We start from the raw sequence: 15,717 nt of genomic DNA on the forward strand, positions 1-15,717 counted from the left end.
GCCGATCGATATGGCGTCAGGCGACGGCGGCGATGTCACCGTTGTCGAAGTAGATGGCCTGATGGAGGCGTCCGCCGAGCGCGGCGGCGAAGCGTGCGAGGACGTCCTGGCCGGAGATCGAACCTTGCTCGATCTGGGAGACACGGCCCTTCGTGACACCCATGCGCTCAGCAACCTGCTGCTGAGTCAGCCCACGAGCGCGGCGCAGCTCGGCCAGGCGGCGCCCGGTGACCTCGTTCAGCAGTTCCTCTTTGCCGGCTTTGACGGCTTCCTCTCCACCGGCACGCTCGACATGTTCGGCCCGGATGTCGCTCCAGCGGCTATAGCTGCTCATGGATGTCCACCTTCCTCCTCAGCACGTTCTTTCACGTAAAGCTCATAGCGCCGGTCGCAGTTCCTTGAGATTGGCCAGGACCGAGCCGCGAATGGTATCAACGAGAGGTCGCCCAAGTCCCGGCCCGGCTTCGGCGAGGGCGTCGATGGCTTGCACCACCCGCGCGTGCGAAGCGTCGTCGAGATCGGTAATCCAGTCCCGCACCTCATCGACGACGTAGATCTCCCACTGGCCACTGTCCACGAGAGCAGTATAGCGAATACTATACCTCCAGGCCTCCAGGCCTCCCGGCCTGGCGCTCACGTTGAACGCGCAAGGCGCCCCGCCGAAATCCGACGGAGCGCCTTCATCGTCCAGGCGGTTCAGATGCTGCGCTGGGCCACCCGCATCCGGGGGACCGTCGCCTCGGAAAGACGCGCGGTCACGCACTCGTGCAGCGCGTCGATGGTCCGCTCCACGTCGGCGTCCGTGAGCGCCTGGTGCATCGGGAGCAGCAGCGTACGCGCAGCAGCCTCCTCGGCCTGCGGCAACGACGCCGAGGAGCCGTATGCCGGGACCTGGTGCAGCAGCGGGTACCGGAAGGTGGTGTAGATGCCCCGTTCGTAGAGGTCACGAGCCACCTCGTCGCGAATGCCGCCCTCGAACTGCACCCAGTACATGTAGTAGGACGACTCGTGTCCGGCAGGCAGCGGCGGCGGGGTGAGCAGCCCCTCCAGCCCTTTCAGCCCCGCGTCGTAACACCCGGCGATCTCCCGTCGCCGCGCGATGAAGCCGGGCAGTCGGGAGAGCTGCACGTTGCCGATCGCGGCGAGCACGTCGTTGGTGACCGAGCGCCGGGAGAAGGACGAAACATCAAAGTCCCACCATCGGGTACGCGCCCGCATCGCCTGGTCGTAGCCGCTCTTCTGCTCCAGCCCGAAATACGCCAGCTTGGGTGCCCGGGTCGCCAGCTCGGGATCGCGGACGTAGAGCATGCCGCCGTCGACGGTGCAGAGCGTCTTGCCGTGGTCGAAGCTCCAGACGCCCATGTCCCCGAAGGTCCCGCAGGCCCTGCCATCCACGGTGGAGGCGACCGCGACGGCGGCATCCTCGATCAGCAGCACCCCCCGCGACCGGCACAGCTCGGCGATGAGCGCCACCTCCCCCGGCGAGCCCCCGTAGTGCAGGATCACCACGGCCTTCGTCCGCGGCGTGATGACCGCCTCGATGTCGGCGACGGTCGGGTTCAGCGTCCGGGGATCGACGTCGCAGAAGACGAGCCGCGCACCCCGTGACGCCACCGCGTTGCCGACGCCGACGAAGCTCGGGGTCGGCACGATCACCTCGTGCCCCGGGCCGACTCCCGCCAGCTCCATCGCGATGAAGGTCGCCTCGGTGCACGAGTTGACCGACGTCACGTGGTCGCGCCCGACGCCGATGTGCGCGGCGAACCCGGCCTCGAAGGTGCTGGTCTGCTCGCCTTTGCCGATCCAGTTGCTCGCGAAGACCTTGCCAACGGCGGCCAGCTCGCGCTCGCCGAGCGATGGTTGCATTACATTGATCATGTCGGCCATCAGGCCCTCCTTCAAAGAGCGCGGGCGTCAGCGAAGTAGCGACCGGTACGAGTGGTAGTGCAGCTGGCGTCGACCGCACGCGACGACCGAGCCGGTCCGCAGCGTCGTCGAGCCGCCCTTGGCGAGCGGACTCCACGAGGCCTCGCCCGCACCCCGGACGAAGACACCGCTCGCCTCGGCGATCACCTTGACGTCCCAGCCGTCGATCACCAGCCGGGTGTGTACCGGGGAGAGCAGCGGATCCTGCAGGCGGACCGGGCTCGCGAGATCGGCGAGGACCATCGGGTCCCGGTCCGGCAGGCTGCCCACGACGTGGTCGCGATCGAGCGGCGAGACCGTACCGTCGTCGAGCACGAGCACCCCGAGCTGCGGGCGCAGGCCCCACACCAGGGTGGCGTGGGAGTCCAGCATGGAGAGTCCGCACGCCGCGCAGTAGGCGACCCGGGGGTCGTTGAAGTGGTTCTTCTTGCAGTAGACCCCGATCACATAGCCCGGCGCGGGCGGGGTGTTCCCCAACCGGTCGACCGCGGCCTGCGCCATCGGCTCCATCATCGGCTCGGCCGCCGGGGCTGCCATCGGATCCGCGGCCGGCATCGCACGCTCCGGCATGGTCGCGGGCGGCATCCGCAGGGTCATCACGATCTGCTCCGGCCGGGCCGGGGTCGCCGTGGTCGGTTCCGCCGCCATGACCGAGTCCATCATGGACGCACTCGCCACCGGCTCGACCATCATGGGCTCAGCCATCATGGGCTCAGCCGTCATCGGCGCGGCCATCGCGACCATCGGCTCCGCCATGGTGTGCATGGGCTCCGCCATGGTGTGCATGGGCTCCACCGATAGCTCCACCGTCGTGCCCATCGAGTGGGCAGCCTCGGCGACCGCCATCGCGGAGAGCTCGGCCGAGCTGGGCATCGGGCCGAACTCCGACGCCATCGGCACGGCCGTCATGACCTGCGCCGCAGGCATCGCCGCAGGCATCGCCGCAGGCATCGCCGCGCGGGCCGGTGAGCCGTGGTCCATCCCCGCCGCCATCGAACCGTGCACCATCGCCGCGTGCACCATCGGCTCGGCCATCATCGGTGCGTGGCCGAGCGCCTCGGCCGCCATCGACGCCACCGAACCGGCATCACCCATCGCGGGCACGCCCGACATCGGCTCGCCCATCGCGGGCTCGGCCATCATCGGCTCGTGCGGCATCGAGGCGGCGGTCGGCGTACCCCCGGAAGTGCTGGACCACGTGACCTGCAGGCCGTCGCCGGCGTTGCCGAGGACCGCGCGGATCGCGTCGACCTGCTCGGTGATGTAGCGGTCGACCAGCGTCAGCGAACCGCGGCCGTCGACGCGCAGTTCGCGCCCGCCGACAGTGAGGATCAATTCCGCCGGGCCGTAGACGATCGCCGCGAAGCCGTTGCCGGTCGGGCCGAAGGCGGCGAGCGCCGGGAAGTCGGTGGTGTCACCCGAGGTGAGTACGCCGCCCAGCAGCTCGCTCCACCGCCGCCCGCCCGCCGGGGCCGACATGGCGGCCGTGGCGAGCGTGCCGACCAGCGCGCCGATGCTGGCGTGCTGGCCGGGAGTGGGTGCGCAGAGCAGGGTGAGGCCGCCGAGGCTGACCATCACCCCGTCGCCCTGGAGCCGGCTCGTCCCATCGTTTCCTGCCGTCACAGCAACCGCCCTCCGTAGAAGCGCCAACGAATGAACGGCACCCGCATCGGGCCGTTCGCGGCCAGCCAGACGACCAGCCAGACCGCCAGGAAGTGCAGGGCGAACGGGATGACCGGCGCCTCAGCGGGCAGCCCCGGCAGGAGCCCGAGATGGAGCAGCCCCCAGATGAGCAGGCCCTCGGGGAGGAAGGTGATCAGCCCGAAGAGGGTCGGCCAGTCCTTCTCCCAGCGCCACTGCATCAGGAAGTGGTAGATCGCCTCCCAGACGATGCCGAGGACCGCGACCGCGAGCAGCACGGTGAAGGTCACCTGGTAGCGGCCGGACAGCGGCCCGTCGAGCCCCAGGAAGGGGGTGATGATGAAGGTCAGCGGCGCACCGAGAATCGCGAGCAGGAATAGTCGTGTCTGGATGCGACCGGGCAACGTGGGCACCATGGCTGGCTCCCCTCCTCGTTGGTCAGATCTGGCGGCCGGTGGCCCATTTGAACCACTCGACGGTCGAACGGACGGGCCCCATGAAGTCACAGTGCCCGCGGTTGGCGAGGTCGTAGACGACCTCCTGGGCGGCGATCTGCAGCCCGAGGAAGGTGTCGACGCCCGGGAAGTAGCCGCCGTAGGTCGCCGCGCCCGAGGCGTAGATCCGGCCCTCGCCGCTCTCGGAACCCCGGAGCCGGAAGGACTGGTCCACGTCGAGGCGTCCGAGCGGATTGCGCTGCGCGCCACCGTGCTTGAGCAGGTCGCGCAGGACCGGGTGGTCCTCGATGTCGCCGTCGAGGCCGGTGCAGTCGATGACGTAGTCGACGTTCAGCTCGACCGAGTCGTGCGGCGGGCTCATCCGGGCGACGACGGAGTCGTTCTCCAGGCGGAGATCGCGGATCGTGCCGGTGTGCGCGCGGTACCACCCCGCGTTGCGGCCCTCCTCGAGCTGCTGCTGCCACTGCTCACGCCACGGTGTGGTGGTGCCGCCGATCTCGTCGTAGACGTCGATGCGGTCCTGGCCCTCCAGGTCGCCCATCCGGGCGCGCAGCTGGCCGCCCCAGACCGACTTCGGGTAGTTGAACCCCTGGTAGGCGAAGCCGTCACCGCCGGGGCGCCGGGCCCACGCGTGCGGACCGTGCGCCTGTTCGACGTAGGTGCGGAACAGGTGCAGGATCCGGGTCTGCGCGCCGCCGCGCATCCGGTCCTGGATCAGCCGGTCGAGCACCTGCGAGGCCGCGATGCCGCCACCCCGGACGAGTACGGTGCCCGGCCGCAACCGCAGCGCCTGGTAGACGTGCTCGTGCTCCTCGTAGGCGTTGACGACGTGGTGGAAGTCGTAGCGCTCGCGGAATTCCTGCAGGTCCGGCAGGAAGCGCAGACCGGGGTAACCGACGGCGAGGTGCACGTCGCGGCTGAGGTAGGCGATCGGGGCCGGTGCCGGCCGGCTCGCCGTGATCGGACCCTCGACCTGCGGCGTGATCACGGTGAAGTAGCCGCCGCCGACCCGCTTGCGCACCGCCTGGACATTGCCCTGGACGAGCATCTCCTGGTAGCGGATGCGAGCGGCCTCGCGGGCGACGCTCTCGACCACCTTGCTCAGCCGCGGCGTGTAGAAGTCGGCGAGCACCGGCTCGACGAGCACCTGCAGCAGCGGTCCGATCCGGTTCTCCTGTAGCGCCTCCTGCAGGGCGTAGGACGGGAAGCCCCACAGGTTGTCCGGACGCGACGAGGAGTCGGAGCGGATCCGGCCGTGCTCGGCGATCTGGGAGACCCGCGCCAGGTGGTGATAGACCTGCAGCGGGTGGGTCTGCCGGGACAGGACCCTGACCTCGGAGACGTCCAGCCCGCCCGCGACGCGCAGGTAGTCCGCCATCACGAACGAGCCGATTCCGCCGCCCACCGAGACGAAGGGAACCTGGCGGACCTCGATCCCCGCACCCGCGACCACACTGTCGAACCAGAGGTCCGCGTGCTCCAGCTCCGGCGGCAGTGGCAGCGAACTCTCGGCCGGCCGGTTGTCGACCGAGCCGTCCAGGTCGCTCATCTTCATCACGTCACTCACCGATCCTGAATTGGGCGCTTATCTACGGCCTTTAGATTGTCTGCCGACGGCTCCCGAGACGCTTCTTCACCGATGCGCTGAAGCCCTGGTCGACATCGTTCGCGATGCATTATCAAGCGCCGTTGAATGCGATTTCTCATTGCGCAATTGAATGTGCCCGGACCGTTTCCGGGCCGGGCACATTCAATGAGCCGATGCCTTACTTGTCCAGCTCCGCCTTGACCCGCTTGAACATCTCCTTGGCCAGCGAGTCGGAGAGGCCCCGGTCCGCCTCCATGACGAAGATCAGCGTGTCGCCGATCGCCACGAAGTTGGAGTTCTCGATTCCGGTCAGCTCGTCGTCGAGCAGCAGCTGAGCGTCCGGCGGCATCTCGAACCGGCGGACCAGCTCAGCCTCGCGGGAGCCCTCCTTGTAGGGGAACTTGCTATTGGCCTGGATGGCGTAGGTCTCGGCACCCTCGATGTCGAGGGGCTTGGTCTCGGTGAGCGACAGGTTGCCCGTCGCCTCACCCAGCAGCGTCAGCGTGCCGGTGCGGCACTTGGCTGCCTCAGCCGCGATCCGGTCCAGCAGTGCCCGGTCGGCACCGCCGGGAATGGTGACGACAACCTGGATGAAGTTGTCGTTGCGGGTCGGGTTGATCCGGCTTCCGTACTGGAGCCATCCATCAAGCGATCCCAGCGCACCCAGTGCGTCTTCCACATAGGATACGCAGCTCTTGGGCTTGAAGACCATGGTCGGAGGTGCACCGAAGGCGTTCTCCGCCGCGGCCTGCTTCAGGGTCTGCGGTCCCCGGACAAACCGCGTCTCGGGCTGGTCCGAGATCGAGACCAACACCGCCCGCTGCTGCTCCGAGGTGAGCCCACGGCCCTTCTTCTCGGTGGCGGCGGTGGCCGTGTCCGAGTTGTTGGCCGTATACACAATGGCTGCCGCGATGACGGCCACCACAGCGACCAGGGCCACACCCCAGCCGGCGAGATTGCGTCGCTTACGTCGCATGCTCCTGCTCCGATCGTCGTTGCCCACGAGGGGACTTCACTTGGTGGTGGTGTGCATCAGCACCTCCGTCAGGAGGGGTGGGTTTCAGCTGCGGAGAGCAGCCGAGACCCGGCTGTGCATCTGCTCGGTCAGCTTGTTGGCCAGGCTGAGGTCAGCCTCCTGAACGAGGATCAGGGTCTGGCCCTGCGCCACGTAGTTGGCCTGGGAGACGCACTCGATCTGGTTGTCGACGAGAAGCTGCGCGTCCGGCGGCATCTCGAAGCGGCGGACCAGGTCGTACTGCCACGAACCGGGCTCGACGTCGAAGGTCGTCCGGCCGTTGAAGGCGAGGGTCTTGGCGCCCTGAAGCTCAAGGCCCTTGCGCTCGGTGTAGGTGATGTCGCCGGAGACCCGACCGTCGAGGGTCAGGACGCCGGTCTTGCAGGTGTTGACCCGCTCACGGATCTTGTTGAGCAGGGCCTCATCGGCACCGGTCGGGATGTGGACGACAACCTGGATGAAGTTGTCGAGCCGGTTCGGACTGACCCGGCTGCCGTACTGCAGCCAGCCGTCGAGGTCACCTAGTTCGCCGACGACCTCTTCCAGGTAGGTCGCGCACGACTTCGGCTTGAAGACCATGTTGGCGGGAGCGCCGAACGCGTTGTTCGCCGCCGCCTCCTTCAGGGTCAGCGGTCCGCGGACGAACCGCGTCTCGGGCTGATCCGCCAGGTTGACGAGCACGCTTCGCATCTCCTGCGAGTTGAGCGCGCTCTTCACCACGGCCTCGGTGGTGAAGGTGTCGCCTGCCGCGTAGACGGTGCCTGCCGAGATGACGGCGGCCATCGCCACGAGCGCTATCCCCCAGCCAGCCAGCTTGCGCTGTTTGCGCATGCTTCTGTCTCCTTACTTCGCGCCCCGGTGGGGCAGCAATTCCATTGACGTGCGGTCGCACCTCAATGGCGACGCTTTATCCGAATCCGAAAGAGTGGCTCGTGGCCTATCCGGCTCCGGATACGAGAATCGTCGCCCCAGCCACTCGGACGTGCATCCTCCTGAATGCGAGCAGGGTGCATCACCGGCCCAGGCAGGGGCAACGGCGAGTAAGGGCCTTATTGCGAATGGACTATGTGCATTCAATTCCATCATTGGAATGTCGCCTGAGGCCTGGTACCGCCATCGATCGATGCGGTGATTAGATTTACTCCAGGGCACCGTGAATGGCGCCGGACGCACGCAGAACCGGCCTCTCGAGTCGCCGTCCAGCGATACGAGAGGCCGGTTGGGGAGGGTGCCGCGGGCGGGGCGCGCCCCGATGAGGATGACCGCACGATGGGAGGCGGGTGGGCGTACCCGGATGGCGCCAGGAAAACAGCCGTGGGCGGACACCCGGAGGTGCCCGCCCACGGTGACCCCCGGTCAGCTCGTGGCCGACCGGTTGCGTGACGTGCGGTTACTTGAGCGCGACCGCCCGGTCGAAGAGGGACTTCGCCAGCTTGTCGGCCTGCTCCTCGGTGCTGCCCTCGTGGACCCAGACGAAGAGGTTGTCCTTCGAGATCATCGAGTCGAAGGACTTGCACGGGGCGTCCGGGCACTGCCAGGCGCTGCGGATGAACTTCACGAGCCCGTTCTTCGGGTCGTTGAAGGTGATGAGCTGGGTGACGCCGAACGCGGTGGCGTTGGCGACGTCCGGAACCTTGCGCTCGTTGAACGCGAGCGTGCTGGAGACGATCTCACCCTTGTCCGTCGCGCTCGGCGGCCAGCCCTGGATCGTCTGGTAACCCTTGTTGCAGACCGCGACCCGGTCCCGGATCAGCTCGACCGCGTTCGGCCGGGGCGACCTCGTGACGAACATGATGAAGAGGGCGCCGTTGGCACGGGTCCCCCACTGGTACCAGCCGTCGAGCTTGTCCAGGCCACCCAGGGCCGCGAAGTAGCTGACGCAGCGCGGCATGACGACGACACCCGAGGGCTCGCCGGTGCCGGGCATCGCCCGCGCCACCGCCTCGTACATCGGCATGGTGGCGAGGACCTGGCTGCCCTCGGGGTGCTCGGTCGCCGGCGGCAGGGCGGCCTTCAGGTCCGGGAGCGCCGCGCTCGCGTGGCCCGCGTCGTCGCTGCACCCGGTGGTGAGTGCGGCCACTGCCACCATGGCCGCCATCAGGGCGACCAGCTTGTTCCGACTTGGCGTCACTCTTGCTTCTCCATTCAGTACTACGGTTCGTGCTCCTGGGCGACGCGCCCAATACATTGACGAATAGCCATGCCGAATGAGGGCAGCAGCCATCGTCAGGGGTGCGATGGGTGACGTGTTCCAGGAGCCTTACGCAGGCAACTTCGGCCTCGAATCGGCAGCTAGGGTGCCGAGGCAGAAGTCAACGTAACAGCCGCGTCCGTGCGATGGTTCTCGCCGAATGCGGTCCACAATGCCGTCGTCCCATAGAAATCTTGATGAATGTCGACGGCTTCCGGCGGGTCGGCGCATCGACGTTGGCTACGATGAGCGGGCAAAACGCCATGTAAGGCGCTGGAGTGAGGAGCGACTGAGCCCCGCCACCCGCGCCCGGAAACAGAGTGGAGCGATTCGATGACCACGACAGACGACAGCGTCGCCCTGCTGCACCGCGCACTCGATCAGACCGGCACCATCATCGCCGCGATCAAGCCCGACCAGAAGCACCTGCCGACGCCCTGCAACTCCTGGGATGTGGAGGAGCTCGTCACGCACGTCGTCGACGAGGTCCAGCGGCTCGCCGAGATGGCGGAGACCGGCAAGCGCGGCAGCGGCGACGGCGCGCCGCTGGGTGACGACTGGAGCGCGGAGTTCACCGCCGCGGCCGACTCGCTGAAGGCCGCCTGGGCCTCCCCGGGCGCCCTCGACCGCATGCACGAGCTGCCCGGCGTCGAGGTTCCGGCGGCCTGGGCCGTCGGCCAGCACCTCACCGAGATCGTCATCCACGGCTGGGACATCGCCAAGGCGACCGGCCAGTCCACCGACGACCTCGACCCGGAGGTCGGCGAGGCCGCCTTCGACTGGGGCCGGGCCAACCTGATCCCCGACTTCCGCGGTGACGAGGCCGACGGCGCGATGATCGGCCACGAGGTGCCGGTCAGCCCCGACGCCCCGCTCTACACCCGGCTCGCCGCCTTCGGCGGACGCCAGCCCTGATCCACCCATCGATGGCGCGGCGCAGGGCAAGGTGTGCCGCGCCATCCGGGTATGGCCAGGCACTCGAAGAGATGCGGCCGCATGGGCGGTCGCAGACGATGGAATCCGAATAGATCAACTTGATCGTCTTCGGGAGATCCCATGCGAGTGCTCCACACCGTTTACCCGTCGCACGCGCATTTCTGGCCGGCCGTGCCGATCCTCCAGGCGCTCCAGAGCGCGGGGCACGACGTGCGCGTCGCCTCGCACGCCCGCTTCGCCGGCTCCATCCGGGCCGCCGGGCTGACCCCGATCGCGCTCGGCGATCCCGAGGCCGAGGAGGCCCGCAGCCGCCCGGACGCCATGGCACCGGCCCGCCCCGAGCAGGTCCTCCGCTTCGCCGAAGCGCTCGGGCTCGACGACGAGGAGCGCGAGCACTGGATCGCGTACTACCAGATGCTGCTCAACGCGATCTCCGACTACATCCGCACCGACCTGCCCTACGCCGACGAGCTGATCTCCTTCGCCCGGGCATGGCAGCCCGACCTGGTGCTCTGGGACCCCATCTTCGCCTGCGGTCCGATCGTCGCGAAGCTCTGCGGCGCCGCGCACGCCCGGATGGTGCTCGGCCCCGACATCCTCACCTTCAGCTTCGACAAGCTCGCCGCCCGCAAGGCCGAGGTCGTCGCCGCCGGATTCCCGGAGAACCCGCAGCTCGACCTGCTCCGCCCGCTCGCCGAGAAGTACGGCGTGGCGGTCGACGACGAGCTCCTGTTCGGACAGTGGAGTGTGGACCCCATGCCGCGCGGGATGACCCTGCCGAGCAGCGGTGTCCGCCTGCCCGTGCGGTACGTCCCCTTCAACGGCGCCGAGACCGTGCCGGAGTGGCTCTACACCAAACCCGACCGGCCCCGCGTCGCGCTCACCCTGGGCGAGTCGGTCCGGCGTTACATCAAGGGCGACTGGGGGCGTACGCCGAAGATCTTCGAAGCCGTCGCCGACCTCGACATCGAAGTCGTCGCCACCCTCAACGAGCTGCAGATGCTGGGCATCGAGAAGATCCCGCACAACGTCAAGCCCATCGAGTGGGTGACCCTCAACCACCTCCTGCCGACCTGTGACGTCGCGATCCACCACGGCGGCATCGGTACCTGGGCGGCAGCGGTCGCGGCGAACATCCCGCAGATCGTCTGCGACACCGATGAGAGCCTGATGCTGCTGCCGGTCGAGGTCGACCCGCGCACGATGGAGGACGGGACCTACCGCATCGGTTTCGAGTTCGGCGTCAGCGAGGAGGTCGTCGCGACGGTGACGACGTGGGAGCTGCCCGGCAAGAAGCTGGAGGCGACGCCGACGTCGTCCTACATCGTCAGCAAGGGTGCCGGGGCGCGTCTCGATCACCAGAAGCAGTCGGTCGAGGAGATCCGGAAGATGATCCTCGACGTGGTGACGGAGCCTTCGTACAAGGTGGGCGCGCAGGCCGTCTACGACGACTGGCTCGCCATGCCCAGCCCGGCGGACATCATCCCGTCCCTGGAACGCCTGGTCCGCGAGCACCGCGTGGCATAGCCGGCGGGGCACGGCTTGATCGCGTTGTTTCCGGGAAACAACGCGATCAAGCCGCTCTTTAGCACCAACTCTTCAAGAGTTGCGGCGATCTTGGCGCGCGGCGTGTTCTGAGGGGTAGGGGGTGTGGAGCATCTTGAGCGCCAGCACCGCTATTGCGGCGCAGATCAGCGCGTTCACCGCCGACACCACCGTGAGGGACGCGGTGAACGCCTCCCGGGCGGCCGTGAGCAACTCCAGCGCGGCCGGACCGGGCAGACCTCCCGCCACGGAACCCGCCGCCACGAGGCCCTCCTGCACCGGACCGGCCGACACGCCGGGCGGGACGTGCAGCTCCCTGCGGTAGACGAGCATCGCGATGCTGCCCATCGCCGCTATACCGAGTGCCACCCCGAGTTCCCCGCCCGTCGAGGGCAGCGATGCCGCTGAGGCGGACCTGCCCGGGGGCACGTTGGCGAGGACCAGGCCGTTGACGAGTGGTCCTACCGGGCTCACCCCCAGGTAGGCCACGCAGAGACCGCAGACGACCACCCCCGTCGAACCCGTAGCCGGGACCCTGGTCAGCACCAACTGCCCGATCAGCGCGATCACCGCTCCACCGGCGAGGATCCGGGCCGGGTGCACCCGGCGGGCCAGCAGCGGGGTGAGGTTCATCCCGATGACGAGCGCGATCGCCGGTGGCAGCAGCCACAGTCCGGCCCGGGCCGGGGAGAGCCCCTCCACCAGCTGGAGGTGCTGCACGGCGAGGAGGCTCGTCCCGCTCTGCACACCGGCGACGAGCAGCCCGATCAGCAGTGCTCCGCTGACCAGCGGGCTGGCGAGCAGGCGCAGGTCGAGCAGGGGGAAACGGAGGCGGCGCTGGCGGCGTACAAACGTGAGGGCGAAAGCGGCGCCCAGCATGAGGGCCACGACCGGGCCGGGACGCCACCCGGCGCGGGCGAGTTCTTTGAGCCCCCACACCGCGGGCAGGATCGTCGCGAGCGAGAGCACGACGCTGGCCGGATCGAGGCGGTCCTGGCCGGCGCCGCGCACCTCGGGCAGCAGGCGCGGTCCGGTGGCGAGCAGCAGGCCGACGACCGGGAGTCCGATGAGGAAGACTGCGCCCCACCACAGGTGGCTGATCAGCACACCGCCGATGACCGGCCCGAACGCCACCCCGGCCATCATCGCCGTGGTCCACAGCGCGATCGCCGTGCTCAGCCGTCGGGAGTCGCGGAAGAGCGTCGTGATCAGCGCCAGCGTCGACGGCAGGATCGCCGCACCGGCGACGCCGAGCACCCCGCGCGCGACGATCAGCAGCTCCGGGCTCGGCGCGAAGGCGGCGAGCAGCGACGCGACGCCGAAGGTACCGGCGCCCCACAGCAGCACCCGGCGGCGGCCGAACCGGTCCCCGATCCGCCCCATCGTGATCAGCGACCCGGCCATCAGGAACGCGTAGCTGTCGGTGATCCAGAGCTGCTGCGTACCGCTCGCGCCGAGATCCGCGCTGAGGTGCGGCAACGCGAGGTAGAGCACCGTGATGTCGAGGAAGATCAGCATGGTCGGCAGCGCCAGCACGGCGAGCGCGAGGTAGGCCCGCCGATCGTCACGGCTCACGTCGTGGTCCCTCCATCACCGAAGTCCCGGCCGGAATGCCCGGCCGGGCTCCCCGCATCGTCGCTGCCGTCGCCGCCTGCGGCATCTCGTCCCGTGCGCACCCGTCCCGTGCGGCCGCGGCTGAATATTCGCGTTGATCAAGGGAAGACTCACCATCTCGGGTGTCCGATCTGCGGCGAGTCTTCCCTTGATCAACGCGAATATTCAGCCGCGCATTCGACGAGATGTCCCGGAGACCGGCTAGCGCGACCATGCATAGGCGGGATCGGCGGGCGCCACTATCGGCGGCTGACCCGCACTTCGACCGCGCCTGCCGTGCGCGGCACCCGGACCACCGGGATTCAACAGAGAAGGTGAAGCTAGTGAAGGCTGCCGTCATCCCCTCGATCAACGGTTCGTGGGAGCTGCGCGAGGTACCGACCCCGGTCCCCGGACCGGGCGAGGTCCTGATCAAGATCCACGCCTGCGGGATCTGCTTCAACGACGTGCTGGCGACGATGGGCGCGATCCCGATCGGCACCTCCCCGGCGATCACCGGCCACGAGCCGGTCGGCGAGATCGTCGAGGTCGGGCCGGGTGTCACCACCCGGCAGACCGGTGACCGCGTCGGTACGACATGGGTGCGCTCCGGCTGCGGCCGCTGCGACTACTGCCGCCTCAACCTGCCGGTGACCGGGCAGACCGGCATCAACTGCCCCGGTGCGGTGTCGACGGGCTTCTCGCACCAGGGCGGCCACGCGGAGTACCTGGTCGTCGGCGCCAACGAGACCGTACTGATCCCGAGCGGCCTCGCCTTCGACCTCGCGGCGCCGGTGCTCTGCGCGGGCTACACGGCGTGGTCGGCGCTGCGTACGGCGGCGCCGAAGCCGCACGAGCGGGTGGCGGTGCTCGGCATCGGCGGCCTCGGTCACATGGCCGTGCAGTACGCCCAGGCCTGCGGCTATGAGACCGTCGCGATCACCAGCAAGCCTGAGAAGCACGTGCTCGCCAAGGAGCTCGGCGCCGACATCGTCGTCAGCAACGGCGAGGAGCTGCGCGAGGTCGGCGGCGCCGACGTGATCCTGGTGACCGGACCGTCCTACCCGGCGGCGGCGGACTGCCTGCAGGGCCTGCGGGTCAACGGCCGGATGGTGCTCGCGGGCATCGACGGCCGGGAGGGGTTCCTGATCCCGCCGGCGCTCGCCTACCCGTTCTTCGCGCAGGGGCAGTCGATCATGGGTGCGACGCACAACGGGCTGCCGCTGCTCCAGGAGGCGCTGGAGCTGGTCGCGGACGGCAAGGTCACCCCGATGATCGAGACGTTCCCGGCCGAGCAGGTCAACGAGGCCGTCCAGAAGGTCGCCGCGGGCGAGGTCCGCTTCCGCGCGGTGGTCATCTACTGAACCGGCCGGCGCGCCCGCCGGCGTGGCGGGCGCGCTCCCGCACCCCGCCGGGCACGTTTTGCAGCAAAGCGTGGCCAAATCGCTGGGCGAGGCCACGCTTCGCTGCAAAACGTGCCCGGGGTCGCGTCCCGCCCGTGCCTGGTGGCGCACCGCGCAGCGCGGCTCAAGGCCAAGATCGCCGCAACTCTTCAAGAGTTGGTCCTAAAACCCGTTAGGACCAACTCTTGAAGAGTTGCGGCGATCTTGGGTTCGGTGATCTTGCCTAGGCGAAGGTGACCGGGAGGCTGGACAGGCGGTGCAGGACGAAGCTGGGCTTCCAGGTCAGCTCCGACACCGGCACCGCCAGCGTCACGTCCTTCAGCCTGCTGAAGAGCGTCCCGAAGGCGATCTCACCCTCCAACCGCGCGAGCGGTGCACCGAGGCAGAAGTGGATGCCGTGGCTGAAGCTCAGCAGCTGCCCGGTCGTCTCCCGGCGGATGTCGAGCCGGTGCGGGTCGGTGAAGACCGCCGGGTCGTGGTTCGCCGCCGCCGCCGAGATCACCACGTGCTCGCCCGGCTGGATCTCGAAGTCGCCGATCGTGACGGCCTCGCGGGCGAAGTGATAGGTGATGCTGGAGACCGGGCTGTCGAAGCGCAGCACCTCGTCGACCGCGCCCGGCATCAGGCTCGGATCCGCCTGCAGCGAAGCGACCGCCGCGGGGTTGCGCAGCAGCGCCAGTACGCCGTTGGCGACGAGGTTGACCGTCGTCTCGAACCCGGCGCTGAGCAGCAGCAACGCGTTGGACCGGATCTCCAGGTCGGTGAGCCGGTCGTCCTGCTCCTGCGCGGCGATCATGGCCGAGATGAGGTCGTCGCGTGGCTCGACCGTACGCCGTGCCACCAGCTCGGCGAGGTATCCGTCGAACCAGTGCCCCGCCTCGATGATCGCGTCGAAGCCGGCCGAGGCGTTGATGCCGGTGAGCGTCTCGGCGTGCCGCTCGAAGTCGACCCGGTCCTCGAAGGGCACCCCGAGCATCTCGCTGATGACCGCGATCGGCAGCGGCAGCGCGAGCGCCTGGACCAGGTCGGCCGAGCCGAGCGGGGCGATCGCGTCGATCAGCCCGTCGGTGATCTCCTGGACCCGCGGCCGCATCTTCTCCACCCGGCGGCGGGTGAACGCCTTCGAGACGAGCCGCCGCGCCCGCGCGTGGTCCGGCGGATCGGTGAAGAGCATGTGCCGCGAGAGCGGATAGGCGTCACTGGCGAGCGGGTGGTATTTGTGCAGCTCCGGCGCGGCGGCGGTGATGCTGCGGACCAGCCGGGGATCGGCGAGCGCCTCGCGCGCCTCCCGGTTGCCCGTGATCAGCACCGACGGCATGCCGTCCGGCAGCTCCACCCGGTGGATGGGAGCGGTTCCCAGCTTCTCGGCGAGGGCGAGCGGGTCGGCGTAGACCTCGCTCGTCAGTGCAACTCGATCTGCCATC

13 protein-coding genes and 1 pseudogene are annotated in these 15,717 nt (G+C 68.8%); 3 read left to right on the forward strand and 11 right to left on the reverse strand.

The genetic code is table 11. From position 1 onward, the window contains the following. Positions 1-16 precede the first annotated feature (16 nt). The 9 genes and pseudogenes from F4553_RS16910 to F4553_RS16950 form a co-directional block, all read right to left on the reverse strand. Positions 17-334 (reverse strand): helix-turn-helix domain-containing protein, encoded by a 318-nt coding sequence (locus F4553_RS16910; protein ID WP_184837141.1) that lies wholly within the window; start codon positions 332-334, stop codon positions 17-19. A 51-nt stretch (positions 335-385) separates the two neighbouring features. Then, a pseudogene (locus F4553_RS16915) lies at positions 386-577 on the reverse strand (type II toxin-antitoxin system RelE/ParE family toxin); the annotation flags it as partial. Positions 578-696: 119 nt separating this feature from the next. Further along, the gene (locus tag F4553_RS16920; RefSeq protein WP_184837145.1) at positions 697-1,887 is read right to left on the reverse strand and encodes a DegT/DnrJ/EryC1/StrS family aminotransferase; all 1,191 of its coding nucleotides are present in this window, start codon (positions 1,885-1,887) and stop codon (positions 697-699) included. 27 nt (positions 1,888-1,914) lie between these two features. Then, entirely contained in the window at positions 1,915-3,549 is a 1,635-nt protein-coding gene (locus F4553_RS16925) for an FHA domain-containing protein (protein ID WP_184837147.1), read from the reverse strand. Further along, entirely contained in the window at positions 3,546-3,983 is a 438-nt protein-coding gene (locus F4553_RS16930; protein ID WP_184837149.1) for a hypothetical protein, read from the reverse strand. Before F4553_RS16930 ends, F4553_RS16925 begins: the two co-directional genes overlap by 4 nt. Before the next feature lie 22 nt (positions 3,984-4,005). Further along, positions 4,006-5,589 (reverse strand): FAD/NAD(P)-binding protein, encoded by a 1,584-nt coding sequence (locus F4553_RS16935; RefSeq protein WP_221469925.1) that lies wholly within the window; start codon positions 5,587-5,589, stop codon positions 4,006-4,008. Positions 5,590-5,788: 199 nt separating this feature from the next. After that, positions 5,789-6,586: a hypothetical protein gene (locus tag F4553_RS16940; protein WP_184837151.1), complete on the reverse strand. Its 798-nt coding sequence runs from the start codon at positions 6,584-6,586 to the stop codon at positions 5,789-5,791. A gap of 84 nt (positions 6,587-6,670) precedes the next feature. Continuing rightward, positions 6,671-7,456 (reverse strand): hypothetical protein, encoded by a 786-nt coding sequence (locus tag F4553_RS16945; RefSeq protein ID WP_184837153.1) that lies wholly within the window; start codon positions 7,454-7,456, stop codon positions 6,671-6,673. Between the two features lie 559 nt (positions 7,457-8,015). Further along, complete coding sequence (locus tag F4553_RS16950; RefSeq protein ID WP_184837154.1) at positions 8,016-8,756, reverse strand: hypothetical protein; 741 nt, start codon at positions 8,754-8,756, stop codon at positions 8,016-8,018. Between the two features lie 393 nt (positions 8,757-9,149). Here F4553_RS16950 and F4553_RS16955 point away from each other — a divergent pair, with 393 nt between their 5' ends. Both F4553_RS16955 and F4553_RS16960 read left to right on the forward strand, forming a co-directional pair. Then, on the forward strand, positions 9,150-9,731 hold the full coding sequence (locus F4553_RS16955; RefSeq protein ID WP_184837156.1) for a TIGR03086 family metal-binding protein: 582 nt from the start codon (positions 9,150-9,152) through the stop codon (positions 9,729-9,731). A gap of 141 nt (positions 9,732-9,872) precedes the next feature. Then, entirely contained in the window at positions 9,873-11,279 is a 1,407-nt protein-coding gene (locus F4553_RS16960) for a nucleotide disphospho-sugar-binding domain-containing protein (RefSeq protein ID WP_184837158.1), read from the forward strand. 72 nt (positions 11,280-11,351) lie between these two features. Here F4553_RS16960 and F4553_RS16965 read toward each other — a convergent pair whose 3' ends face one another. After that, the gene (locus F4553_RS16965) at positions 11,352-12,872 is read right to left on the reverse strand and encodes an MFS transporter (RefSeq protein WP_312875243.1); all 1,521 of its coding nucleotides are present in this window, start codon (positions 12,870-12,872) and stop codon (positions 11,352-11,354) included. Between the two features lie 362 nt (positions 12,873-13,234). Between F4553_RS16965 and F4553_RS16970 the strand changes: the two genes are divergently transcribed. Continuing rightward, positions 13,235-14,254 (forward strand): alcohol dehydrogenase catalytic domain-containing protein, encoded by a 1,020-nt coding sequence (locus F4553_RS16970; RefSeq protein ID WP_184837160.1) that lies wholly within the window; start codon positions 13,235-13,237, stop codon positions 14,252-14,254. Positions 14,255-14,516: 262 nt separating this feature from the next. Here F4553_RS16970 and F4553_RS16975 read toward each other — a convergent pair whose 3' ends face one another. Further along, positions 14,517-15,716 (reverse strand): cytochrome P450 family protein, encoded by a 1,200-nt coding sequence (locus tag F4553_RS16975; RefSeq protein WP_184837162.1) that lies wholly within the window; start codon positions 15,714-15,716, stop codon positions 14,517-14,519. Between the last annotated feature and the right edge of the window lies 1 nt (position 15,717).

It is taken from the genome of Allocatelliglobosispora scoriae, from assembly GCF_014204945.1.
GTDB lineage: Bacteria > Actinomycetota > Actinomycetes > Mycobacteriales > Micromonosporaceae > Allocatelliglobosispora > Allocatelliglobosispora scoriae.